Raw genomic sequence first — 22,408 nt, 5'->3', positions numbered from 1 at the left:
ATTCTTTTTTTTTGCCTAAATTTATCGAAATTTGGTGTGGATTGTAGTGTATATATATTAATTTTAGATTAGATTTCTTGTTATTTATACATGTTTCTTCTAATTATATAAGTTTATTATAAATTAATATGAAAAAATATTTAGTTTTATGCGAAAAGTTGTTGTCTAAATACTATAATATTAATATAATTGACCTAATAGTCTAACATTTCCGAATTGCGAAAAATAATACGCATTTCGGAAAATTATTGAAATAGGGGGAAATACAATGAAGAAAACAGGTTGGATGCTACTGATGATGGTTGCAGCATTAACATTAGCACTTGCAGGATGTGGTACAAAGGATGGTGCATCTTCAGGAAGCTCATCTTCAGAAGATGGTAAGAAAATATATAAAGTTGGTACAGAGGCAACTTTCGCACCATTTGAATCTGTTGACGATTCAGGGAAAATTGTGGGGATTGATGTCGATGTTTTAAAAGCTATTGCTGATGAAATGGACTTTGAAGTTGACTGGAATAACATTGGTTGGGAGCCAGTTTTCCAAACAATTAAAAACGGTGAAACAGATATTGGTGCTTCAGGAATCACAATTACTGAAGAGCGTAAAGAATCATTTGATTTTACAGAGCCTTATTATGAGTCTCAATTATTGATTGTTGTAAAAGAAGATTCAAAAATTAAATCTCTAGCTGAACTAAAAGATAAAAAGGTATCAGTACAAATTAATGCTACAGGTCATATGGCGGCGAAAAAGCTACAAGGGGAAGCAAGTACAAATATTATGGCGTTTGAAAGTCAACCAATCGCAATTCAAGAGATGTTAAACGGTAACGTTGATGCAGCTATTGGAGACAATGCGGTAGTTTACGAATACATTAAAGCGCATCCAGATCAAAAACTAAAAGTAATCGAAGATGATGCATTTGAAAAAGAATATTATGGCTTTATGGTTCAAAAAGGAAACAAAGAGCTATTAGATAAATTAAATGAAGGTCTTAAAAAGATTAAAGAAAACGGTAAATTAAAAGAAATTACAGGTTCTGATTTCAAGTAATAAATGAATGATGACGCCCCTAGTATGCTAGCGGCTCATTCACTTTAAAGGGGAAATGGGGTTTTCGGATGGACATCTTTGACTTACGCTGGGACATTGTCTGGAACTACCGAGATATGTTTATACGGGGTATTGGCGTAACAATTATTTTGACACTTAGTGGTTATTTTGGAGGTATTCTATTAGGACTATTTTTAGGCCTAGGAAAATTATCGAGTAAAAAATGGATTTATTGGCCATCAAAATTATATATCGATTTATTCCGTGGAACACCAATGCTTGTGCAAATTTTATTAATTCACTTAGCAGTTATTCCAACAATTTTTGGTCATTCTTTAGGATATATGGTGTCAGGGATTACAGCGCTCGTATTAAACTGTGCTGCTTACAATGCGGAAATTTTCCGTGCAGGTATTCAAAGTATTGCAAAGGGGCAAATGGAGGCAGCTCGTTCTTTAGGGTTAACACATAACCAAGCGATGCGTAAGGTCATTTTACCACAGGCATTTAGACGTATGATTCCACCATTAGGGAACGAATTTATCGCATTATTAAAAGATTCTTCATTAGTAACAGTTATTGCAGCACCAGATATTTTATACGCAAGTAAGGTAGTAGCAGGTGCAAGCTTCCGCTTCTGGGAACCGTACATCGTTGCTGCACTACTCTATTTAGTTTTAACATATGGTGTAACGAAGATCGTGGCATTTATCGAGAAACGATTTAGCAATAGTTATGTCCCTCGTAAAGCTAAGGCAGAAGGGCGGGAAGCAAGATGATAAAAATTGAAAACCTACACAAATATTTCGGAAAGCTTGAAGTATTAAAAGGCATTGATTATGAAATCCAAGAGAAACAAGTTGTTTGTGTGATTGGACCATCTGGCTCAGGCAAAAGTACATTTTTACGATGCATCAATATGCTGGAAGATGTAACAGATGGTGCTATTTATATTGAAAATGTGAAAATTAATGCGCCAAAAACGAATATCAATGAGATTCGGGCAGAAGTTGGCATGGTGTTTCAACAATTTAATCTATTCCCGCATATGACAGTTATCGATAATGTCACGATGGCCCCTATGCAAATTCGCAAAATGAGTCGTCCAGAAGCTGAAGAATTAGGGCATGGGCTGTTAAAAAAGGTTGGACTCGACAGCAAGGCATATAACTATCCTGAGCAGCTGTCGGGTGGTCAACAGCAGCGTGTAGCCATTGCACGTGCCTTAGCCATGAAGCCAAAAGCCATTTTATTTGATGAGCCCACTTCAGCACTTGATCCTGAAATGGTCAAAGAGGTGCTAGATGTTATGAAAAATCTAGCAGCTGAAGGGATGACCATGGTTGTTGTTACGCACGAAATGGGCTTTGCTCGTGAAGTAGGGGATCGAGTAGTCTTTATGGACGGTGGCTATATTGTAGAAGAAGGCTCTCCAGAGGAACTCTTTGGCAATCCACAAAGTGACCGTACAAAGGCGTTTTTAGGGAAGGTATTATAATCTTAATGAATAAAGAGCAGTTTCTGGTGTTTACCACCAGAGACTGCTCTTTCGTGTTAATGAAGGGGATTAGTTGTTGTGTCATATGCATTCAGCATCGTTTGCATATCCTGTTGTGAGTATTGAGGTACCTGATAATAGCCATGTTTATTTTGATAGATGGATAATTCGTAGCCCATTTCAATGCAGTTAGGAATACTATCAGCAACAACGCGACGAACAACTGGGTTTGTTGTCTCTAAAGCAGCCGTTGTCATACATTTTGCTGAACCTTTTTGAGCACCAAGTAAGAACCCTGAAATAGTTTCATCATTAATTTCATTGGCATTTTGCATTGGCTTTTTTGGTTGACCAGGATTTACGCCATATTTAAAGTCATTTCCTGTCTCCATTTGGTAACGTCCTGTTGGAACAGATGGATCATGTCCTGTTTTGAAGGACTCTACAATTGTATTGTACATACCTAAAGTAAAATTATACTGGCGATCCAAAATATTCAATAATTCCGGATCTTGTACATGTGGGCGTAAAATTATGGCTTGGTTCATACCTGCGATAATTTCGCCAATTGTTTCATGCATGTCCATCATTTCATGGCCACCATGATTTAGACTATGTTGTTGATTGAAATTGGTTTGATTTGATGATTCATTGTAAAACGATTGTGACAAAAAAAACGCCTCCTCAATGATTTTTTGATGCAGTAATTAGTATGTCAAGTCAAATGAAATTCATACGGTATAAATGTAAAGACAAAAATGTAGACTATTGAAGAAAGGAAAAGTAGGTCGAGGAGGTTCTATAAATTGAAAAAGTTGCTTGGACCAATTGGGATAATTGTTCTTATTCTTGTTCTATTCGCCTTATTATTCATTCCTAAATATAATAGCCTGGTGACTGCAGAGGAAAATGTAGATTCGAAATGGGCACAAGTGGAAAATCAGCTCCAACGTCGTTATGATTTGATTCCAAATTTAGTCGAATCAGTGAAAGGCTATGCGAACCATGAGCAAGAGGTGATTGCAAGTATTACACAAGCACGTGCACAAATGGGTAGTGCAAACACTCCAGAGGAGCAAGCTGCTGCAAATGATGCTTTAACTGGAGCACTTAGTCGTTTACTTGTAGTTGTTGAAAATTATCCAAACTTAAAGGCAGATACAAACTTTCGTCAGTTAATGGATGAGCTAGCAGGCACTGAAAATCGCCTGGCGGTAGCACGTGAGGATTACAATAATGAAGTTCAGCAATTTAATAAGCAAGTTAAACGTTTCCCAGGTAATTTGATGGCAGGAATGTTTGGCTTTGAACAAAAAGAATACTTTAAAGCCGCAGCAGGAGCTGACAAAGCACCATCAATCGATTTTAGTCAATCAGGTACACACTAATGAAGCGTAGCCTTGTACAGATAATCATCGTTTGTTCGGTGTTTCTTTTATTTACGAACATGGCAAAGGCAACTATGCCGTCACCGATGAAAAATACGTATATACATGATTTTGCCAATGTATTATCTGCAAGTATCAAAGAACAATTAAATCATTACTCCGCGCAATTGGATCAAGGCACAGGCGCTGAAATCATGATTGTAACCATTGATAGTCTAGATGGACAGGAGCCAAAGATGTATGCTACAAAAATGATTCGTTCTTGGGGAATAGGTGACGAACAGAAAAATAACGGTGTTTTAATTTTAGCTACATTTGGACAGGGTGAAGGGAATAATGACGTAGTAATAGCTGTTGGTCAAGGATTAGAGGGGCCATTACCAGATGGAAAATTAGGACGTATTTTAGATGAGGCATTTTATCCTTCTGCAAGTACGGGTGACATAGATCAAGCCTTCCAATCGACATATGCTGAAATATTTCGCACTGTTGCCGAGGAGTATAATTGGAATGGTGAATTACCAGCGACAGCAGACGAAGGTGAAGACATGCCAACTTGGTTAATTATATTGATCGTTCTCGTTGTTCTTATTATTTATACGTTCTTTTCGAAAGGTGGTGGAGGTCCTCGTGCTGGAGGCTATGGTGGTTATCCAGGTGGCTTTGGTGGAGGGCGTTCAGGCGGAGGCGGCTTTGGAGGATTCGGTGGAGGATCTTCCGCAGGCGGAGGAGCGAGCAGAAAATTTTAATCGTAATACCTAGCGAACTAATTATTTAGTTCGCTTTCATTATGAGTGAAGAAAAAGTAATGATCATAAAAAATATCAAACATTGACAATAATACAAAAATTGGTATAATTTGAATATATCGACTTTCGATATAACGTAAACTGATATAGGGAGGAATCATTTTGAAAAAAAGATTTTTATCTGCATCATTAGCGATCATTTTAACAACATCTGTAGCTATTCCTGCAACCATGCAAGAAGTACGTGCTGCCAATGAAACAAATAGCTTTGTAATAGCGCAGGAGCAGCGCATTTCAGTGCAGGAATTTTTGAATTTAGCTGTAACAGCATTAACTTTCCAACACGGATCAGATTCAATGCGGCAACAAATTATTGATACATGGGTAAAGGCTGAGGAGTTCGCGGATTTAAATTTATCGATTAAACGTGATGAAGCCGCTCGTATTTTAGTAAGAGCTTTAAATAAAGAAGAAAAAGAAGCATCGCTTGCTGAGTATTTAGAGAAAGCCAATAAGCTTGGTATATTTAAAAATGTGTCAGTAAGCACGGATGCTATTGCTAAACAAGATGCAGTTAAAATGTTAAACAATGCAAAACAAATTAAAAATGGTTCTAATAATAAAGGTGTAAAGGAAATTTCTGTAGAAGATTTCATGAAGAATCCTGGGAATTTCGGCTATGAACTTTCACCTGATGGTAATTACATCACATTTGCCTCTGCATGGAACAACAGATCCAATGTTTTCGTAAAAAAAATGAATGATGATAGTGAGCCTGTTCGCGTCTCGAACTCTAAAGATCGTGATATTGCAGGATTTTTCTGGAAGGAAAATAGTTTATTATATTTAAAGGATAAAGGTGGAGATGAAAACTTCCATATTTATTCTACTACATTTAATGGGTCAAAGGAAAAAGATTTAACGCCATATCCAAATGTAACAGTAGGAATATTAAGTGGCCTACAGGGTGTTAAAGATGAAATTCTTATAATGATGAATAAAGAGGATGCCACTGTCTTTGATGTGTACAAGCTGAATGTCAAGACAGGTAAAACAAAGCATGTTGCTAAAAATCCAGGTAATATTACAAACTGGTTAGCAGATCGGAATGGAAATGTGCGTATTGCCGTAGCAACAGATGGTGTGGCAGGAACAATCCTTTATCGAGATTCTGAAAAGGATGAATTTAAACCGTTTATTGAAGTGGAAGCAGGGGATGAAGTAGTGCCACTGGCTTTCTCTAAAGACAATCAAACAATTTATGCAACTTCCAACAAAGGTAGAGATAAAGTAGAAGTTGTAAAATATGATTTAGAAGGCAATGAAAAAGTTATAATGTCCAATGATGAAGTAGATGTTTCGGGTGTTTTATATAGCGCTGAACAAGATAAATTATTATATGGTGCTTATGTTACTGATAAGCTGCATTATCAATTCTTTGATAAAAAGTTTGAAAAGCTGTTCCGTAAAATACAAAATAAGCTTGGCGTGCATGAAAGTGAATTAGGTATCAATGATTACAATAAAGAGATGACAAAATTTATTGTGAGCGTTTCAAGTGATACCGTGTATGGAAAATATTATTACTATGATTCCATAACAGGTGACTTAACAGAGTTGGCTACTTTAAGCCCTTGGTTAAAACCAGAAGGACTTGCTGAAATGCATCCAATTTCTTATAAGAGTCGAGACGGTTTGACAATTAACGGCTATTTAACTTTACCGAAAAATCAAGAAGCTAAAGATCTTCCTCTTATCGTCAATCCACATGGAGGACCTTGGGCACGCGATATGTGGGGCTTCAATCCAGAAGTACAATTATTAGCTAATCGAGGCTATGCCGTACTGCAAGTGAATTTCCGTTCGTCAACTGGCTATGGGAAGGAATTCCTTCAAGCTGGTAATAAGCAATGGGGACTTAAAATTCAGGACGATATTACAGATGGTGTGCAATGGGCGATTGATCAAGGTATTGCAGACCCTGAGCGTATCGGCATTTATGGTGCATCCTTTGGTGGTTATGCAACATTAGCTGGTATTACGTATACACCTGATTTATATGCTGCAGCAGTTGATTATGTAGGAGTATCTAATATTTTCACTTTATTAAATACCATTCCTCCATACTGGGAAACGATGCGTAACTTGTTTTATGAACGCGTAGGTCATCCAGAAAAGGACAAAGACTTATTAACAGCTGTTTCACCTATTTTCCACGCAGATAAAATCAAAACACCATTATTTGTCGCTCAAGGTGCAAATGATCCACGTGTTAATAAGGCAGAATCCGATCAAATTGTGGAAGCCTTACGTGCTAGAGGTGTGGATGTTGAGTACATGCTAAAGGATAACGAAGGACATGGCTTCGCTAATGAAGAAAACAGAATTGAATTCTACAATGCCATGGTGAAATTCTTCGACAGTCATTTAAAATAATTATAACCGAAAGGCATTGATGTGCGGCTTCCGCACAGTCAATGCCTTTTTTATTACAATAGTCCATTATATGGATGCGAAAAGGGAAGCTAAGACAGTTCAATCAAAAGTTATCAAAGAATAGAAAACATTCCTTCATCACACTTTCGTTTATAATAAGATGAGGAGGTGCTATCGATGATTGTTAAATTTTTTAGTCGAGCAAATTGCCCATTATGTGTGGAAGGCTTGCAGACATTAAAGCTTGTACAGGAGGATCTACCATTCGATATTGATATCGTTGATATCGAACAGGATGATGATATACATGAAAAATATATGCTAATGATTCCGGTAGTCGAAAAGGATGGTGCTGTGATTCAGTATGGCAATCTAGATTATGCTATATTGCTGGAGCAATTAAGTAGTTGATGCACCAGACTAATAAAGAATTAATAACGGTATAAATGACACTATTGTTAGCTGTATTCCACACAATTCACAAATTGTTCAATGAAAGCGTTTTGAATTTGAACAGTTTGTGAAGACCTTCACATTTGACTTCCTTTTCAGAAAAAACGGAGTAGAATAGGTATCAAGTAAGAAGTTGTTATAAAACAGATTATCAGATGTATCACAGAGTTTCGTGATTGTTATATTACAAAAATAAATGATGTGAAGGGAGATTTTACAATGTGGGTTATTACAGTATTTGAGAAAAAGGATGTTCGTATTTTTGAATTTACAAATAAAAGTGAAGCAACAAAAGCTTTAGAAGGATTTAAGAAGAACGCAATTTTATCTTTCACAAAATAAACGCAACAAAGTCTCGTAGCTGTTTTCAAAGCTATGAGGCTTTTTTTTAGCCAAAACTATACATTTACTTGCGCTTTAAAACAATGCATATTATAATAAAACCATAAGTGGGACACAAAATAATGTTGTGGGATAAAAAATAACCCACATCTATTAATAAGGGAGTAGATAAATATGTTCACTGTTCCAGAGGCACAACAAAGGCTACTTCCTGAATTGTATCCGCTTCTGCAATCAAGATATCGAATTTTACAAGCTGTTCAGCTCATGCAGCCAATCGGACGACGTACACTTGCCGATTCACTGAAAATGACAGAAAGAGAAATTCGTAAAGAAACTGATATTTTACGCGAGCAAGGGTTATTAGATTCACAAAAGTCGGGTATGGTATGTACAGATGATGGTGAAATAGTTATTGAAAAACTAAGAGCTATCGTTTACGAATGGTCTGGCTTAACTCAGCTTGCGAAAAAGCTGGAACAGCATTTTGGTATTGAGCGTGTAGTTGTAGTTCCTGGTGATTACAATGAAGACGATACGATTTTAACCTTACTTGGCAAAGAAGCGGCACTACAATTTATGTCTTCAGCCTTTGATGGGCAGGTAGTAGCTGTCACAGGTGGAAAATCCGTTGCGTCTCTTGCACAATTTTTACATCCTGGCGATATACAAAAGGATATTACATTTGTTGCTGCACGTGGAGGTATTGGACATGAAATGCAAATGCAAGCCAATACACTTGTTGCAACATTTGCCATGCAGATGGAGACACAGTACCGTACTTTATTTTTACCAGAGCATTTAAGTGAGCAAGCTTATCAAGCCATGTTAACAGAGCCTATGGTTACAGAAATGATGGCATTTTATGATCAAGCAGATTGTGTCATTCATGGAATTGGCTCCGCAGAGGAAATGGCGATTCGTCGTAATTCATCTCCTGAGGATTTACGAATTCTTGAGGAGAAAGGTGCTGTAAGTGAAGCTTTTGGCTATTATTTTAATGCAGAAGGTGAAATTGTCCATCGTATACGCACGATTGGTATTCAACTGGAGCAAGTACAAAATAGTCAGCAAGTTATTGCAGTGGCAGCGGGGAAACAAAAGGTCAATGCTATGCTTTCTTATTTTAAAGTAGCACCCAAACAAACAATATTTATAACAGATGAAGCAGCTGCAAAAGCCATTGCGGCGAATTTATCTTCTATAGAAAACAACCATCTTAAATGATGGGGTAGTACCAAACTTATCACTCGATCTCAGAAAGTGGTGAAACACTTTTTGAATGAGCATAAAGCAAATTTAAAGTTTCTATTCATTAGAAACAGACATTACACATTATTGGAGGAATTAACAATGGCATTAAAATTAGCGATTAATGGATTTGGACGTATTGGACGTTTAGTATTTCGTGAGGCAATGAAGCATGATGAATTTGAAGTAGTAGCTGTAAACGACTTAACAGATGCTGGTCAGCTTGCACACTTATTGAAATATGATTCAGTCCACGGTATCTATGATGCTGAAGTCAATGCAGATGAAGATTCTTTCGTAGTAAATGGTCAACGCATAAAAGTTTATGCTGAAAAAGACCCTGCACAGTTACCATGGGGTGAGCTAGGTGTAGACGTAGTTCTTGAATGTACTGGACATTTCCGTTCAATGGAAGAAGTAGGCAAGCATATTGAAGCAGGTGCGAAGAAAGCTATTCTATCTGCACCAGCCAAAGGGGCAATGCCAACATTTGTTATGGGTGTAAACCACGAGGATTATAACCCAGCAACTGATGACGTAATCTCAAATGCTTCTTGTACAACAAACTGTCTAGCACCAGTAGCTAAAGTGCTTGATGAAAAATTTGGCATTGAACGCGGTATGATGACAACAATTCACTCTTACACAAATGACCAACGAATTTTAGACTTCCCACACTCTGACCCACGTCGTGCTCGTGCAGGTGCGGTATCTATGATTCCAACAACAACTGGTGCAGCAGTAGCTGTATCAAAAGTATTACCACAATTAAAAGGTAAGCTAGATGGCTTCTCTATGCGTGTGCCAACACCTAACGTATCATGTGTTGACTTAGTAGTAGAGCTAAAAGCAGACGTAACAAAAGAAACAATTAATGCTGTATTAAAAGAAGCTTCTGAAAATGAATTAAAAGGCATTTTAGATTACAATGAGCTACCATTAGTATCGATTGATTATAACGGTAACCATCATTCTTCTACTGTTGATGGCCTTTCAACAATGGTATTAGAAAACAAAATGGTGAAAGTTCTAGCTTGGTATGATAACGAAATTGGTTACTCTACTCGTTTAATGGATTTAGCTTTATACATTGCTGAACAAGGATTAAACCATAAATAAGTATCATATTTCGACATTTTGAGTAAAAAGTGTGACATATTACTGCTTTTTATGCACAAAAAGTATAGCCTTTATAATATCGAATAGATATAATATACAAGGGTAAAGAGAGTAAGGGATTTTACCCTTGCTCTCTTTTTATACAGGACAAGCAATTGCAAGACATAACACTTAACTTTTGCTACTATAAAAACAAGTATTAGGGTGCATTATCAAAAGTTGGAGATTGAAATTCTTTTAGCTGATGTGCCAAAAAAGTACCAAAGTGCCTTTTCAATTTAGCAAGCATGGTGTCGCGCCAAGATGGGTAAAACACAAGAATGTAAGACTAAAACAGCTTTGAAGGGAGTTTCTTCATGTTAAATAAGAAGACGATGAAAGATATTGATGTAAAGGGTAAACGCGTATTTGTACGTGTAGATTTTAATGTTCCAATGGCAGATGGTGCCATTACAGACGAAACGCGAATTCGTGCAGCTATTCCTACAATTGAGTATTTAGTAGAGCAAGGTGCGAAAGTTATTTTAGCCTCTCACTTAGGTCGTCCAAAGGGTGAAGTAAAAGAAGATATGCGTTTAACAGCAGTTGGTGTTCGCTTAGCACAATTAATGGGCAAGCCTGTTACGAAGCTGGATGAATCTATTGGTCAAGTGGTGGAAGAGGCTGTTGCTAGCATGCATGATGGGGATCTTCTTCTTCTGGAAAATGTGCGTTTCCATGCAGGTGAAGAGAAAAATGATCCAACATTAGCACAGCAATTTGCACAGCTAGCTGATATCTATGTCAATGATGCTTTCGGCGCAGCTCATCGTGCACATGCTTCTACAGAAGGAATTGCTAAGCATATTCCAGCTGTATCTGGTTTCCTTATGCAAAAGGAATTAGATGTACTCGGTAAAGCATTGTCGAACCCAGAGCATCCCTTTACAGCGATTATTGGTGGTGCCAAAGTAAAAGATAAAATTGGTGTTATTGAAAGCCTATTAGAGAAAGTAGATCACTTAATTATCGGTGGTGGTTTATCCTTTACATTCATCAAGGCGCAGGGCTACGATATCGGTAAATCATTGTTAGAAGAAGATAAAATTGAGCTAGCAAAGTCCTTTATTGAAAAGGCAAAAGCAAAAGGCGTGCAATTACATATGCCAGTCGATGCTGTTGTGGCAAATGAATTTTCACAAGATGCTGAAACACAAATCGTTGATGTGGATGCTATTCCAGCTGATTGGATGGGTCTAGATATTGGACCAAAAACAGCTGCAAACTATGCGGAAGTTATTAAAAACTCTAAATTAATCATTTGGAATGGACCAATGGGCGTCTTTGAAATGGATAAATTTGCTAACGGCACAAAAACGGTTGCTGATGCAATGGCAACAACAGCAGGCTATACAGTAATCGGTGGCGGTGATTCAGCAGCTGCTGTTGAAAAATTTGAAGTAGCAGATAAGATGGATCATATTTCTACAGGTGGCGGTGCTTCTCTAGAATTAATGGAAGGTAAAGAACTTCCAGGAATTGTAGCACTAAACGATAAATAAACTAACTAAACAATCGGAGGCAACATGATGCGTAAACCAATTATTGCGGGTAACTGGAAAATGTTTAAAACATTTGAAGAAGCTATTCAGTTTGTAGATGCAGTACAGGATAAACTTCCTACCAATGACAAAGTAGATGCTGTTGTTTGCGCACCAGCTCTTTACCTACCTACACTTGTGCAGGTTGCTAGTGAGTCAGAGCTGGCGATTGGTGCACAAACAATGCACTTTGAAAATGAAGGTGCCTTTACTGGTGAAATTAGCCCAGCCCAGCTAGCAAGTGTAGATGTTGACTATGTCATTTTAGGGCACTCAGAACGTCGTGAATACTACAATGAAACAGATGAAGCGATTAATAAAAAGGTAGCAGCAGCGCTTGCACATAATATCGTGCCAATTATTTGCTGTGGTGAAACACTAGAGGAACGTGAGGCTGGCACGACAGAGCAAAAGGTGGCTGGACAAATTAAAGCGGCACTTGCTGGTTTTGATGCACAGCAAGTTGGGCATATGGTCATTGCCTATGAACCGATTTGGGCGATTGGTACTGGTAAAACTGCTACAGCAGACGATGCAAATCAAGTATGTGGAGCGATTCGTGCAGTTATCGAAGAGCTATATAATGCTGAAACGGCGAATGCTGTACGCATTCAATATGGCGGCAGTGTGAAGCCTGATAACATTCAGGAGCTTTTAACGAAAGAGCATATTGATGGTGCTTTAGTTGGTGGAGCAAGCTTACAGCCAGAATCTTACTTAACATTATTGGAGGCGGCAGCAAATGCCTAAAAAGCCAGTAGCATTAATTATTTTAGATGGCTTTGCATTTCGAGATGAAACATTCGGGAATGCAGTAGCACAAGCCAACAAGCCAAATTTTGATCGATATTGGAGTCAATATCCTCACGCTACATTAACTGCTGCGGGAGAAGCCGTTGGATTACCTGACGGCCAAATGGGGAATTCTGAGGTAGGGCACTTAAATATCGGTGCTGGACGAATTGTTTATCAAAGCTTAACACGCTTAAATAAATCGATTCGTGAAGGGGATTTCTTTACGAATCAAGCGTTTTTAGATGCAGTAGCATATGTAAAAGCTCATCACTCCAAGCTCCATGTTATGGGCTTATTATCAGATGGTGGTGTTCATAGTCATTATGAGCATATGTTTGCGCTATTAAAGCTAGCTAAACAGCAGGGATTAGATGAAGTTTATGTACATGGCTTCTTAGATGGACGTGATGTTGGTCCAACAACGGCATTAGACTATATCGAAGAAACAGAAAAACAAATGGCTGAAATGGGTATTGGTCAGTTTGCTTCGATTCACGGACGTTATTATGCAATGGATCGGGATAAGCGCTGGGATCGTGTCGCTCTCACGTACAATGTACTTGTTGATGGTGTTGGTCAAACAGCAGAAAGTGCAAAAAGTGGTGTAGCAGCATCCTATGAGCGTGAAGTAACCGATGAATTTGTGATTCCCTTCAGTATTCAAGAGCATGGTGAGCCAGTAGCAACAATTAGCGATCATGATGCAGTGATTTTCTTTAACTTCCGTCCTGATCGTGCTATTCAGCTATCCACAGTGTTCACAAATGAAGGATTTGATGGTTTTGCTGTATCTGCAAAGCATCCAAAGAATTTAAAATTTGTATCCTTCACACACTATAGTGATAACGTCAATGCACAAGTTGCTTATGAAAATGACAACTTAAAAAATACGATTGGTGAAGTACTAGCAACGAATGGGAAAACACAGTTACGCATTGCTGAAACTGAAAAATACCCACATGTTACATTCTTTATGAGTGGTGGACGTGAGGAAAAATTCCCAGGTGAAGAACGTATTTTAATTGCCTCTCCAAAAGTGGCAACATATGATTTAAAACCTGAAATGTCTGCCTATGAGGTAACAGAAGCCTTGCTTGCAGAAATTGCTGCTGAGAAATTTGATGGCATTATTCTCAACTTTGCCAACCCTGATATGGTGGGTCATAGTGGAATGCTTGAGCCAACGATTAAAGCGATTGAAGCGGTAGATGAATGTTTAGGCAAAGTAGTAGATGCTCTTCTTGCAAAAGGAGGCGCAGCTATTATTACAGCTGACCATGGTAATTCTGATGAAGTATTGACTTTAGCAGGTGAGCCTATGACAGCTCATACAACAAATCCTGTTCCAGTAATTGTGACAAAAGCAAATATAATGTTAAGAAATGGTGGTATTTTAGCCGATTTAGCACCAACCATGTTAGAATTATTAAAGGTGTCACAGCCTACTGAAATGACAGGACAATCATTAATTGAAAAAGAGGAGAATTAATTATGCCATTTATTACACAAGTTTATGCGCGCGAAGTTTTAGACTCACGTGGGAACCCAACAGTAGAGGTTGAAGTATTTACAGAATCAGGCGCATTTGGACGCGCAATCGTACCATCAGGTGCATCAACAGGTGAATACGAAGCGGTGGAATTACGCGATGGTGACAAATCTCGTTACCTAGGCAAAGGTGTATTAAAAGCAGTTGAAAATGTAAACACAATTATTGCGCAAGAATTAGAGGGTAACTATTCAGTTCTTGACCAAGTTGTCATCGACAAAGCTTTAATCGAGCTAGATGGCACAGAAAACAAAGGCAAGCTAGGTGCCAACGCAATTCTAGGTGTATCGATGGCAGTTGCACATGCTGCGGCAGATTATTTAGATGTACCTCTTTATCAATATCTTGGTGGGTTTAACTCTAAACAATTACCAGTACCAATGATGAACATTTTAAATGGTGGAGCTCACGCAGATAACAATGTAGACATTCAAGAATTCATGGTTATGCCTGTTGGGGCTGAATCTTTCCGTCATGCATTACGCATTGGCGCTGAGATTTTCCATAGCCTAAAAGCGGTTCTAAAAGCAAAAGGCTACAACACGGCAGTAGGTGATGAGGGTGGTTTCGCACCAAACCTTGGCTCTAACGAAGAAGCGATTACAGTTATCTTAGAAGCGATTGAAAAAGCAGGCTACAAACCAGGTGAAGAAGTTCGACTTGCTATGGACGTAGCATCATCTGAACTATTCAACAAAGAAGATGGCAAATATCACTTAGATGGTGAAGGTGTTGTGAAAACTTCTGAAGAAATGGTTGATTGGTACGAAGAGTTAACAAACAAATACCCAATCATTTCAATTGAAGATGGCTTAGACGAAAACGACTGGGCTGGCCACAAGCTATTAACAGATCGCATCGGTAGTCGTGTGCAATTAGTAGGTGATGACCTATTTGTAACAAATACGAAAAAATTATCGGCTGGTATTGAGCAAGGCGTAGGAAATGCAATCCTAATCAAAGTAAACCAAATCGGTACATTAACTGAAACATTTGAAGCAATCGAAATGGCGAAACGTGCTGGTTACACAGCTGTTATCTCTCACCGTTCTGGTGAATCAGAAGATGCAACAATTGCAGATATCGCCGTTGCTACAAATGCTGGTCAAATTAAAACAGGTGCTCCTTCACGTACAGACCGTGTAGCAAAATATAACCAACTTCTTCGCATTGAAGATCAACTTGGTTCAACAGCAGAGTTCCTTGGATTACAATCTTTCTACAACCTTAAATAATAGACAAAAAATGCCTCAAAGTTTATTGATACTTTGGGGCATTTCTTTTTGTGCCTATTGAAGTGGAAATCAACGGCTTTACTTTATGTCATTATAAAAGAAAAAAACTGTAGACAAACTCTCAATTTTTTTGAGTTTGTCTACAGTTCCTTTTTATGGCTGTGCCCAATGTTGGTCTAGTTCTTGATCGAGATAGACCCAGCCCTTCCAGGCAATATGAATCGTATCCATTATAAAATAAGGGTCATATTCATGGTCTGTAAAATCAACGTAGTCAACATTGGCAGCCTTTAATACTTGCTGCATCTTATCATAGTACTGCTGACGACGTTCCTCTGGATAGCCATTATAATCATACCAGTAGCCATTAACCGGAATGGATACGAATAATGGCTTGGCACCAGCATCTTTTAACACATCCATGACCAATTGAAAATCTTTATATTCCGGAGACTTCGTGTAATCCTCTTTCTTTCGCATTCCTTTAAACTTTGAAAAATTAGCATTAACAAGTCGCTGGTAAGCGCGATTTTCAATCATGTAGTCATTGGAAACACGTTTCTTTCCGTACGCCTCAGCATGCTGTAATTGCTGTTCAAAGCTTTGATTGGCAATGAGCTTGTCATTGCTTTTTAAGTGATGACCTTTACGTGGGAAAAGGGAATAATATAAATCCTTCTTTTCTAGCAATTCCTTATGGAAGCGCCCTGCCACCATCGCCAAACGTCCCGTAATCGGCTTTTCCTTACCGTTTGACATTTGATATTGATACATCGTTTTTAAGAGACGATCCCGCTCAACGGTATCAAATTCTAGCAGTCGTTCCATGGCGCGTTTACGAAGGTCGGCATCCATCTCTTGATTAAAAGCTAAATCATAGGCATGTAACATCGAATAATTCGGTGAAAAGTGAAATTCACCCATGCCCTTTTCTGTAAACCATTGTGGGGAGATGATGAAAACTAATTTTTTATCCTTTAAATTTCCCTCTTGAGCAGCAAAATTTAAAAAATGAGTAATGGACTGCATTCCCCCACGCCCAATCATAAATGTTGAATACGGCGCTTCAGATGCTCGCGCATAATTATAGGGATGGAAAGGGTCAAAACGATTTAATTCAGAGGAGCCATACAAAGGCATGGAATGAGGCTCCTGTAACATGCGTTCCTGTAAATACGTACCTTGAAAGACAAGTGGAGACATGTTTGTTTTGGCTTGCTCCACATCCTCATCGGAAATCCACGCCTTGATCCATGCATTCGGAAAGAAGACAAAGCCAGTAAAAAGAGCAAAGGCGATAAATAGAGAGAGAAAGCCTTTCTTCATCATTGTCTTTCAGCTAATTTCCCTACAATTCGATTCGGTGTATTCCATTCTTCACGATTAAAATCAGTTATAGGTACAGAAATATTAAAGCGGTTTTCAATTTCTACTAATAAATTAATTGTCCCAAACGAATCTAGCAAACCTTCTTCAAATAAATCAATATCTGGGTTCTCTACAATAATTTCATCTTCACATAACTCGACTAGCATTTCTAAAACTTGTTGTTGATCCATTAATAATTCTCCTTTATTGAACAGGCTCTTTCAGCCCTTGGTTAAAATAATTTGCCAGAAAAAATATAGAAGCCAAAGCATACGGCATTAAATGTAATGAAGACGCCAATAGCATGGGTCCACTTATTTTTAGGCCAGCGCTTATGCTTTTTATTCCAGCGTTCAAACTTATCAAAGCTAATAATTAATAGGGCATGATAGAGTCCGTAGATCACAAAGTGCCATTCTAGGCCATGCCAAATACCCATTAAAAAGAATAGTAAAAAGAAGCCTATATACGAAATAGCGAATTTATTTTTCAGCCACTTTTTCTTCGTCATCCAAAGCACAAAGCGCATATAGACGTAATCTCTAAACCAAAAGGAAAGACTCATATGCCAACGGTTCCAAAAGTCTTTAATATTGCGACTTGCGAATGGACGATTAAAGTTAATAGGCGTTTGTATGCCCATTATTCGGCTCACACCAACAGCAAATGCACTATAGCCAGCAAAATCAAAGAATAAGTAAAAGCTATACATATACATATACGCTAATTGCCCCTGGAAAGGTGTCAAATAGTTATACGTATGATTTGGCAAATAAATGAGGGTGTAGTTGTAAATTAAATACGCCAAAATAAATTTATATAAAAAGCCGACAAAGATATAGTTGAGCCCACTTAACAGCAGCTTTTGATAATCCTCCGAGGAAGGTACAGTATGAAAATCCTTTGTAAAACGTCGCCAGCGATCAATCGGCCCTGATGATACTGTAGGGAAGAATAGTAAGAAATACGCTAGCTCTATGACAGGAATTTTCTCTTTCATTAAGCCGTCACGGGTTTCTAAAATCATTTGCACTGCTTTAAATGTAATGTAGGACACACCAAGGAAGCCAAATAAATGATGTAATCCAAGAATCGGTAGTACCTTCACAAGGACAAGTGGTAATATCGACAAGAGTACAGCTATTATAAAGATTGTTCCACTATTTTGCTGAAGGCGGTAACGCTGATAAGCCACAATAAGGACTATCTGAAAGACCGTAAATAGAATGAGCGAAATGGACCCATTCAATGAATGTCCAAAGATAAGAGCTAAGACAATCAATGACACAAATAGATTATAGTATTTAGAAGATTTGCCTTGTAAACCCAATAGGATTGTTGGTAGTAATAAAAGTCCGATGATCACAAAGAATGCTATATTTCCATAAGGCGTCATACTGTTTCCATAACCGCCAATCCTTTACGATCAACCTTACCGTTCGGATTTAATGGTAAAGCGTCCATATATTTAAACGTTTTTGGTACCATATAAGCAGGCAAATACTCTGATAGAAGTGTTTTTAACTGCTTTGTCATTTTGAAGGGAGAGTCTGTTAATGGCTCGCGCAAAACAACATGTGCACTAAGCGAGATGATCTCCTTTTCTTTATAAATCGGTACAACAACACAGCTTGAAACGGGTGGTAGGTTGCTAATTTGTTTTTCAATTTCCTCAATTTCCAAACGATAACCATGTAGTTTAACCTGGAAATCCTTGCGCCCAGAAAAGAATAAATAACCATCCTGCTCATAGCCTAAATCACCTGTTAGATAGATGCGTTGTTCAGCTACTGTTGAAAAAACCTTCGCTGTTAAATCAGGCGTTCCCAAGTACCCTGCACTGACAGTTGGGCCTGAAATAACAATTTCACCATCTTCTAATAAAGCGACGTTCGGCTCCGTTATAGGGGCAATCGGTAATTGTTCAAAGCGTTCCACTAATGCTTTAGAAACCTCTACATAGGATACCGCGACCGTTGTTTCCGTAGGACCGTATAAATTATAAATGGTAGCCTGTGGAAAGCGTGACATTAACTCTTTACATACCGCTATTGGTAAAACCTCGCCGCAAAATAAAAAAGTATCTAATGTCGGTATGAGCTGCTGGTTCCACTCTTTGTTCATTAAACACATCTTGGCGAAGGAAGGTGTAGAAGTCCAAACACGAGTATTCGACGTAGCTAAAGAATCAAATAATGCTTTAGGATTGGCGATTTCTTGCTGTGTAATCGCGTAAAGTGTGTGACCTCCAACAAGAGCCGGGTACAGATCCATGACAGATAAATCAAAGGAATAAGGCGCTTGATTTAAAAATACACCGTCGTCCTGTAAAGGGAAGTTTTCGTGCATCCAAGAGACAAAATGTGCTAAATTACTAGCTGTTATTTGGACACCTTTTGGTTGACCAGTTGAACCAGAAGTGTAAATAATATAATGGATTTCCTCGTTTTGCACCCATGTCGCTGATGATAGGGTAACGTCCTTTGAGGAACTCGCTAAGATATCACTCACCGCCATAACAGGGATATTTGTGAGCATGTGTAATGGCTCTGTTGTCAATAATAAACCTGCTCCAGATGCTTCTAAAATAAGCTGTAATCTTTCTATTGGCGTTGAAGAGTCAACAGGTACGTATGAGTGACCAGCTTTTACAGCACCTAAAAAGGCGACAATTTGTAGAGGGGACATATGTCCATAAACGACAATAGGTTGTTGTCTCCGCAAGTTAAGCTTCATCAGATAATCAGCTACATTATCCGATAAGTGCCAAAGCTCACCGTATGTTAAGGAAGCATGGTGCGTTTGATAAGCAGTTTTTTGTGGCTGCTGGAGGGCCACGCGTTCAATAGCTGCTAAAATACTTAACATTATAAAATCTCCTTTATTTAAAATTCCGTATATATAAATGGTCCAGCGTTCATATCATGGAAACCATGTATAAGAAACAGCAGTACCAAAACGATCAAATAAAATAGCGTCAAGGCAATAAAGCGCAAAGGCTCGTTATTTTTGATGGATTGCATTTGTCCACCTCCAATGAAAAAAGTATAGGATTAAATTTTCAAAAAATAGTAATTTACTAGTGAAAAATCCTTACCTTATGTTTTTAACACTGATTTGACGGAATGTGGAGAAAAATGTTGCTGAATTAAGGTGAATTCAGTAAATCATAAGATTAATTTAAGGTAAATTTAAGGTTATGGGGGAAAGTGTGGATTTTACAAACTATTGGTTGGTCTTTTTATGTAAAAAAAGCACGAACATAAGGGAATAATCTCAACTTATGTTCGCGCTATTGTTTTTATTTCACGGCATTCAAAACTTTTTTTGATACATAAAATTCAGAGCCATTATAGATATTTATTGTGTCAAATGTATGGGTCTTTACAGTGTTTGTTGAAGTTTGCTCATACAGCATTGTGTTTTTATTGACTGGGATTTTCACCATCACATCTGCCTTTTGTGCAATAAATATTGGGTTTTCTTTATCGGATAAGTCAATTTTTGTTGTAAAGCCTTTTTCCGTAAATGCCTTTGTTGCTGGCACATATAAATCATTTGTAAGTGTATTTAAGTCAAAGCCCATGAATTGCGCCATTGTATGAGCTAAATCAGTGTTTTCTACTAGCCCTGTCAGCTTAGATGGACCGAATGAATATAAAAACACATCCTCACCGGTATGACCACCTGTCGTATAGCCAATGTTCGCACGATTTGCCAGCATTTTGACCATTTCACTGCCTAAGTCTTTAGAAAGTTTTAGTTTAGTCAATTCAGTCTTTGTTAATTGATCTAAGCCATAAAGGGCAGCCACTTCTTTTAAATTAGAACGGTCTTCTTTTAATTGACTTAATGCTCCCTCAACGGTCATGGACGCTTTTTTCAACGGATCAATGTAAGCAGAGACTGGAATACTGGAGTAGGTATTAGTCGTGTTGGCATTCCCCATCGTAATCCCGCTATTTCCATGATCTGTTACGGCAATAACTAATGTATTGCCATCTTCCTTCGCAAAATTAACCGCTTCTTTTACAGCATCATCAAACGATAAAATATCGCTAATGATACCGATTGTATCGTTGGCATGTGCTGCCCAGTCGACCTTGCTACCTTCAACAAAGAGGAAGAAGCCGTCCTCATCCTTTTTTAGCGTATGGATTGCCTTGTTCGTCATTTCAGCAAGCGTAGGCTCAGATGCTCTTGTTTTAGCGCGATCTAAATCATAGGCAAGTGCACTTGGTGCAAAGCTTCCCCAAATTTTTGAAGACTGACTGTTGAATAGTTCATCACGTGTTTGAACTAAATCATAATTTTTTTCTTTCAGAACCTGGATTAAATCCTCACCATCTTGACGGGCATTTTTTGTAGTTCCTGGTGACAGCGACTCTAAGCCACCACCTAAAACGACGTCAATATTTTGGTAAACTTGCTGTTCAGCAATATCACCATATTGACTTCTATTGTTAACATGCGCTGAAAAACCAGCTGGCGTTGCATGTTGAATTTCAGAAGTAGAAATCAGTCCAGTCGCCTTGCCCTTTTGTTTAGCTCCTTCTAGCACATTGGCTACAGGTCGGAAGGCATCTTGTTGAGCAATTTGTGCTAAACCAGGGGAATTAATCACGGATGGTAAAACGCCTACATATTTATCATTCGATTTATGACCAGTTGCTAAAGCCGTAGCAGCAGGCGCAGAATCTGTAATGGCTGATTCAGCAGAATACGTGCGCATAGCACCAGATAAAATCTCATCCATTGCTAAGCCCTCACCCTTATACCAACGAGAAAGGGTAACCGCATTATTACTGCTCCCATCCATTACAAGCATAATGACATTTGTCGGTTTCTTTACTTCGGCTGCTTCTACCTCTTGTTGTGGGATACTAACTGCGGATAACGTTACAGCACTTGCTAAAAACAATGAAGTCCATCTTTTTGCGTATTTCATGATTTTCCTCCTTTAAATGATTTCAATTGTAAGTGTAAAGGAAGGGTGTAAAGCTGCTGTTAAATATTTGTTAATAAAATATGGTAATACTGTAAATGAAGAGATAAGAATGGAAGGAAAGAATCTGTGCGTTTATCACATGGATTCGATTGAGGCAGTATAACTTTGGTGATGCTGTGAGCCGTCTAATTTAAGAACTTCATCCTCGAATAATACTTCTTCAACCGCTTTCAATTTCAATTATTGCTAAATAGCCAGCATTGTCATAGTCACTACAATAAATGGAGTCTTTGCATAAGTATAGTTGGCACTAGTCGCAGCAAAATAAATATCAGTAGTCCATAAATGACTTAACTTAGTTTTTCATCACAAACTAAAAAATATTCGTAGGAAACTGCAGAGGGTAGGGCTAAATGAAGATGATACCAATGACCATCAACACTAACTTGCCAAATACACTTAACTTCTGCGCATTTAAAATCATTTGGTTCAACAGTGGGTTTGCTTAGTTTGAAAGCCGTAGCTAATGATGCCGCCAATAGGTAACTTTCATTGCCGATTAGTTCACTAAATATATGTTGCCTCAGAAGTATGTAAAAATGCTTTGGAGGCAACTTTTTATTACCGTGTATAGTACAAG

At 38.1% G+C, this 22,408-nt stretch carries 21 protein-coding genes; 14 read left to right on the top strand and 7 right to left on the bottom strand.

Translation table 11 applies throughout. From position 1 onward, the window contains the following. Window positions 1-268: 268 nt before the first annotated feature. The 3 genes from NST76_RS17975 to NST76_RS17965 all read left to right on the top strand — a co-directional run bounded on the left by NST76_RS17975 (window position 269) and on the right by NST76_RS17965 (window position 2,555). Window positions 269-1,057: a basic amino acid ABC transporter substrate-binding protein gene (locus NST76_RS17975; protein WP_036125699.1), complete on the top strand. Its 789-nt coding sequence runs from the start codon at window positions 269-271 to the stop codon at window positions 1,055-1,057. A 68-nt stretch (window positions 1,058-1,125) separates the two neighbouring features. After that, entirely contained in the window at window positions 1,126-1,836 is a 711-nt protein-coding gene (locus tag NST76_RS17970) for an amino acid ABC transporter permease (RefSeq protein ID WP_036125696.1), read from the top strand. Beyond that, window positions 1,833-2,555 carry an amino acid ABC transporter ATP-binding protein gene (locus tag NST76_RS17965; protein ID WP_342544277.1) on the top strand — a complete coding sequence of 241 codons (723 nt, stop codon included), beginning with the start codon at window positions 1,833-1,835 and terminating at the stop codon, window positions 2,553-2,555. The genes NST76_RS17970 and NST76_RS17965 overlap by 4 nt, the downstream gene beginning before the upstream one ends. A gap of 56 nt (window positions 2,556-2,611) precedes the next feature. On the opposite strand, the gene NST76_RS17960 is transcribed toward NST76_RS17965, so the two are convergent. Continuing rightward, window positions 2,612-3,226, bottom strand: coding sequence for a spore coat protein (locus tag NST76_RS17960; RefSeq protein WP_036125689.1), 615 nt, complete (start codon window positions 3,224-3,226; stop codon window positions 2,612-2,614). A 135-nt stretch (window positions 3,227-3,361) separates the two neighbouring features. Here NST76_RS17960 and NST76_RS17955 point away from each other — a divergent pair, with 135 nt between their 5' ends. From NST76_RS17955 to eno, 11 genes are all read left to right on the top strand, one after another. Continuing rightward, a complete protein-coding gene (locus NST76_RS17955; protein WP_036125688.1) occupies window positions 3,362-3,943 on the top strand; it encodes a LemA family protein in 582 nt (193 codons plus the stop codon). Continuing rightward, complete coding sequence (locus NST76_RS17950) at window positions 3,943-4,692, top strand: TPM domain-containing protein (protein ID WP_089933869.1); 750 nt, start codon at window positions 3,943-3,945, stop codon at window positions 4,690-4,692. Before NST76_RS17955 ends, NST76_RS17950 begins: the two co-directional genes overlap by 1 nt. 162 nt (window positions 4,693-4,854) lie before the next feature. Continuing rightward, window positions 4,855-7,128 (top strand): S9 family peptidase, encoded by a 2,274-nt coding sequence (locus NST76_RS17945; protein WP_089933867.1) that lies wholly within the window; start codon window positions 4,855-4,857, stop codon window positions 7,126-7,128. Window positions 7,129-7,305: 177 nt separating this feature from the next. Continuing rightward, window positions 7,306-7,539 carry a glutaredoxin family protein gene (locus tag NST76_RS17940; protein WP_089933864.1) on the top strand — a complete coding sequence of 78 codons (234 nt, stop codon included), beginning with the start codon at window positions 7,306-7,308 and terminating at the stop codon, window positions 7,537-7,539. Between the two features lie 261 nt (window positions 7,540-7,800). Continuing rightward, entirely contained in the window at window positions 7,801-7,923 is a 123-nt protein-coding gene (locus tag NST76_RS17935; RefSeq protein WP_255358808.1) for a hypothetical protein, read from the top strand. Between the two features lie 174 nt (window positions 7,924-8,097). Further along, complete coding sequence (locus tag NST76_RS17930; protein ID WP_058844370.1) at window positions 8,098-9,150, top strand: sugar-binding domain-containing protein; 1,053 nt, start codon at window positions 8,098-8,100, stop codon at window positions 9,148-9,150. A 126-nt stretch (window positions 9,151-9,276) separates the two neighbouring features. Then, entirely contained in the window at window positions 9,277-10,293 is a 1,017-nt protein-coding gene (gap, locus tag NST76_RS17925) for a type I glyceraldehyde-3-phosphate dehydrogenase (protein WP_036124048.1), read from the top strand. Between the two features lie 356 nt (window positions 10,294-10,649). Continuing rightward, window positions 10,650-11,834 (top strand): phosphoglycerate kinase, encoded by a 1,185-nt coding sequence (locus tag NST76_RS17920; protein WP_036124045.1) that lies wholly within the window; start codon window positions 10,650-10,652, stop codon window positions 11,832-11,834. A 27-nt stretch (window positions 11,835-11,861) separates the two neighbouring features. Then, complete coding sequence (tpiA, locus tag NST76_RS17915) at window positions 11,862-12,623, top strand: triose-phosphate isomerase (RefSeq protein ID WP_342545306.1); 762 nt, start codon at window positions 11,862-11,864, stop codon at window positions 12,621-12,623. Beyond that, window positions 12,616-14,157 (top strand): 2,3-bisphosphoglycerate-independent phosphoglycerate mutase, encoded by a 1,542-nt coding sequence (gpmI, locus tag NST76_RS17910; RefSeq protein ID WP_036124040.1) that lies wholly within the window; start codon window positions 12,616-12,618, stop codon window positions 14,155-14,157. Before tpiA ends, gpmI begins: the two co-directional genes overlap by 8 nt. 2 nt (window positions 14,158-14,159) lie before the next feature. After that, on the top strand, window positions 14,160-15,452 hold the full coding sequence (gene eno / locus NST76_RS17905) for a phosphopyruvate hydratase (protein WP_036124037.1): 1,293 nt from the start codon (window positions 14,160-14,162) through the stop codon (window positions 15,450-15,452). Window positions 15,453-15,605: 153 nt separating this feature from the next. Here the strand turns inward: eno and dltD are convergent, their stop codons facing one another. The 6 genes from dltD to NST76_RS17875 all read right to left on the bottom strand — a co-directional run bounded on the left by dltD (window position 15,606) and on the right by NST76_RS17875 (window position 21,768). Beyond that, complete coding sequence (dltD, locus tag NST76_RS17900; RefSeq protein WP_058844371.1) at window positions 15,606-16,781, bottom strand: D-alanyl-lipoteichoic acid biosynthesis protein DltD; 1,176 nt, start codon at window positions 16,779-16,781, stop codon at window positions 15,606-15,608. After that, the gene (gene dltC / locus NST76_RS17895) at window positions 16,778-17,011 is read right to left on the bottom strand and encodes a D-alanine--poly(phosphoribitol) ligase subunit 2 (protein ID WP_036121183.1); all 234 of its coding nucleotides are present in this window, start codon (window positions 17,009-17,011) and stop codon (window positions 16,778-16,780) included. Before dltC ends, dltD begins: the two co-directional genes overlap by 4 nt. 41 nt (window positions 17,012-17,052) lie before the next feature. Then, window positions 17,053-18,216 carry a D-alanyl-lipoteichoic acid biosynthesis protein DltB gene (dltB, locus tag NST76_RS17890; RefSeq protein ID WP_340809426.1) on the bottom strand — a complete coding sequence of 388 codons (1,164 nt, stop codon included), beginning with the start codon at window positions 18,214-18,216 and terminating at the stop codon, window positions 17,053-17,055. Then, window positions 18,213-19,688 carry a D-alanine--poly(phosphoribitol) ligase subunit DltA gene (dltA, locus tag NST76_RS17885; RefSeq protein WP_342544272.1) on the bottom strand — a complete coding sequence of 492 codons (1,476 nt, stop codon included), beginning with the start codon at window positions 19,686-19,688 and terminating at the stop codon, window positions 18,213-18,215. Before dltA ends, dltB begins: the two co-directional genes overlap by 4 nt. Before the next feature lie 17 nt (window positions 19,689-19,705). After that, window positions 19,706-19,843 carry a teichoic acid D-Ala incorporation-associated protein DltX gene (locus tag NST76_RS17880; protein ID WP_036121175.1) on the bottom strand — a complete coding sequence of 46 codons (138 nt, stop codon included), beginning with the start codon at window positions 19,841-19,843 and terminating at the stop codon, window positions 19,706-19,708. Window positions 19,844-20,121: 278 nt separating this feature from the next. Further along, entirely contained in the window at window positions 20,122-21,768 is a 1,647-nt protein-coding gene (locus NST76_RS17875; protein WP_342544270.1) for an alkaline phosphatase, read from the bottom strand. Between the last annotated feature and the right edge of the window lie 640 nt (window positions 21,769-22,408).

Origin of the sequence: Lysinibacillus sp. FSL W7-1291, from assembly GCF_038593415.1 — a bacterium.
GTDB lineage: Bacteria > Bacillota > Bacilli > Bacillales_A > Planococcaceae > Lysinibacillus > Lysinibacillus fusiformis_D.
The sequence above is the reverse complement of the archived record's forward strand: the minus strand, read 5'-3'. Positions and strand labels throughout refer to the sequence as shown.

What these genes read in the sequence shown, in the direction of transcription:
- NST76_RS17975 (WP_036125699.1), top strand. Translation starts at nt 269, where the DNA reads ATGAAGAAAACAGGTTGGATGCTACTGATGATGGTTGCAGCATTAACA.
- eno (WP_036124037.1), top strand. Translation starts at nt 14,160, where the DNA reads ATGCCATTTATTACACAAGTTTATGCGCGCGAAGTTTTAGACTCACGT.
- NST76_RS17880 (WP_036121175.1), bottom strand. Translation starts at nt 19,843, where the DNA reads ATGCAATCCATCAAAAATAACGAGCCTTTGCGCTTTATTGCCTTGACG.
- NST76_RS17940 (WP_089933864.1), top strand. Translation starts at nt 7,306, where the DNA reads ATGATTGTTAAATTTTTTAGTCGAGCAAATTGCCCATTATGTGTGGAA.
- NST76_RS17875 (WP_342544270.1), bottom strand. Translation starts at nt 21,768, where the DNA reads ATGAAATACGCAAAAAGATGGACTTCATTGTTTTTAGCAAGTGCTGTA.
- NST76_RS17930 (WP_058844370.1), top strand. Translation starts at nt 8,098, where the DNA reads ATGTTCACTGTTCCAGAGGCACAACAAAGGCTACTTCCTGAATTGTAT.
- NST76_RS17920 (WP_036124045.1), top strand. Translation starts at nt 10,650, where the DNA reads ATGTTAAATAAGAAGACGATGAAAGATATTGATGTAAAGGGTAAACGC.
- NST76_RS17950 (WP_089933869.1), top strand. Translation starts at nt 3,943, where the DNA reads ATGAAGCGTAGCCTTGTACAGATAATCATCGTTTGTTCGGTGTTTCTT.
- NST76_RS17970 (WP_036125696.1), top strand. Translation starts at nt 1,126, where the DNA reads ATGGACATCTTTGACTTACGCTGGGACATTGTCTGGAACTACCGAGAT.
- dltA (WP_342544272.1), bottom strand. Translation starts at nt 19,688, where the DNA reads ATGTTAAGTATTTTAGCAGCTATTGAACGCGTGGCCCTCCAGCAGCCA.
- dltC (WP_036121183.1), bottom strand. Translation starts at nt 17,011, where the DNA reads ATGGATCAACAACAAGTTTTAGAAATGCTAGTCGAGTTATGTGAAGAT.
- gap (WP_036124048.1), top strand. Translation starts at nt 9,277, where the DNA reads ATGGCATTAAAATTAGCGATTAATGGATTTGGACGTATTGGACGTTTA.
- gpmI (WP_036124040.1), top strand. Translation starts at nt 12,616, where the DNA reads ATGCCTAAAAAGCCAGTAGCATTAATTATTTTAGATGGCTTTGCATTT.
- dltD (WP_058844371.1), bottom strand. Translation starts at nt 16,781, where the DNA reads ATGATGAAGAAAGGCTTTCTCTCTCTATTTATCGCCTTTGCTCTTTTT.
- dltB (WP_340809426.1), bottom strand. Translation starts at nt 18,216, where the DNA reads ATGACGCCTTATGGAAATATAGCATTCTTTGTGATCATCGGACTTTTA.
- NST76_RS17965 (WP_342544277.1), top strand. Translation starts at nt 1,833, where the DNA reads ATGATAAAAATTGAAAACCTACACAAATATTTCGGAAAGCTTGAAGTA.
- tpiA (WP_342545306.1), top strand. Translation starts at nt 11,862, where the DNA reads ATGCGTAAACCAATTATTGCGGGTAACTGGAAAATGTTTAAAACATTT.
- NST76_RS17935 (WP_255358808.1), top strand. Translation starts at nt 7,801, where the DNA reads ATGTGGGTTATTACAGTATTTGAGAAAAAGGATGTTCGTATTTTTGAA.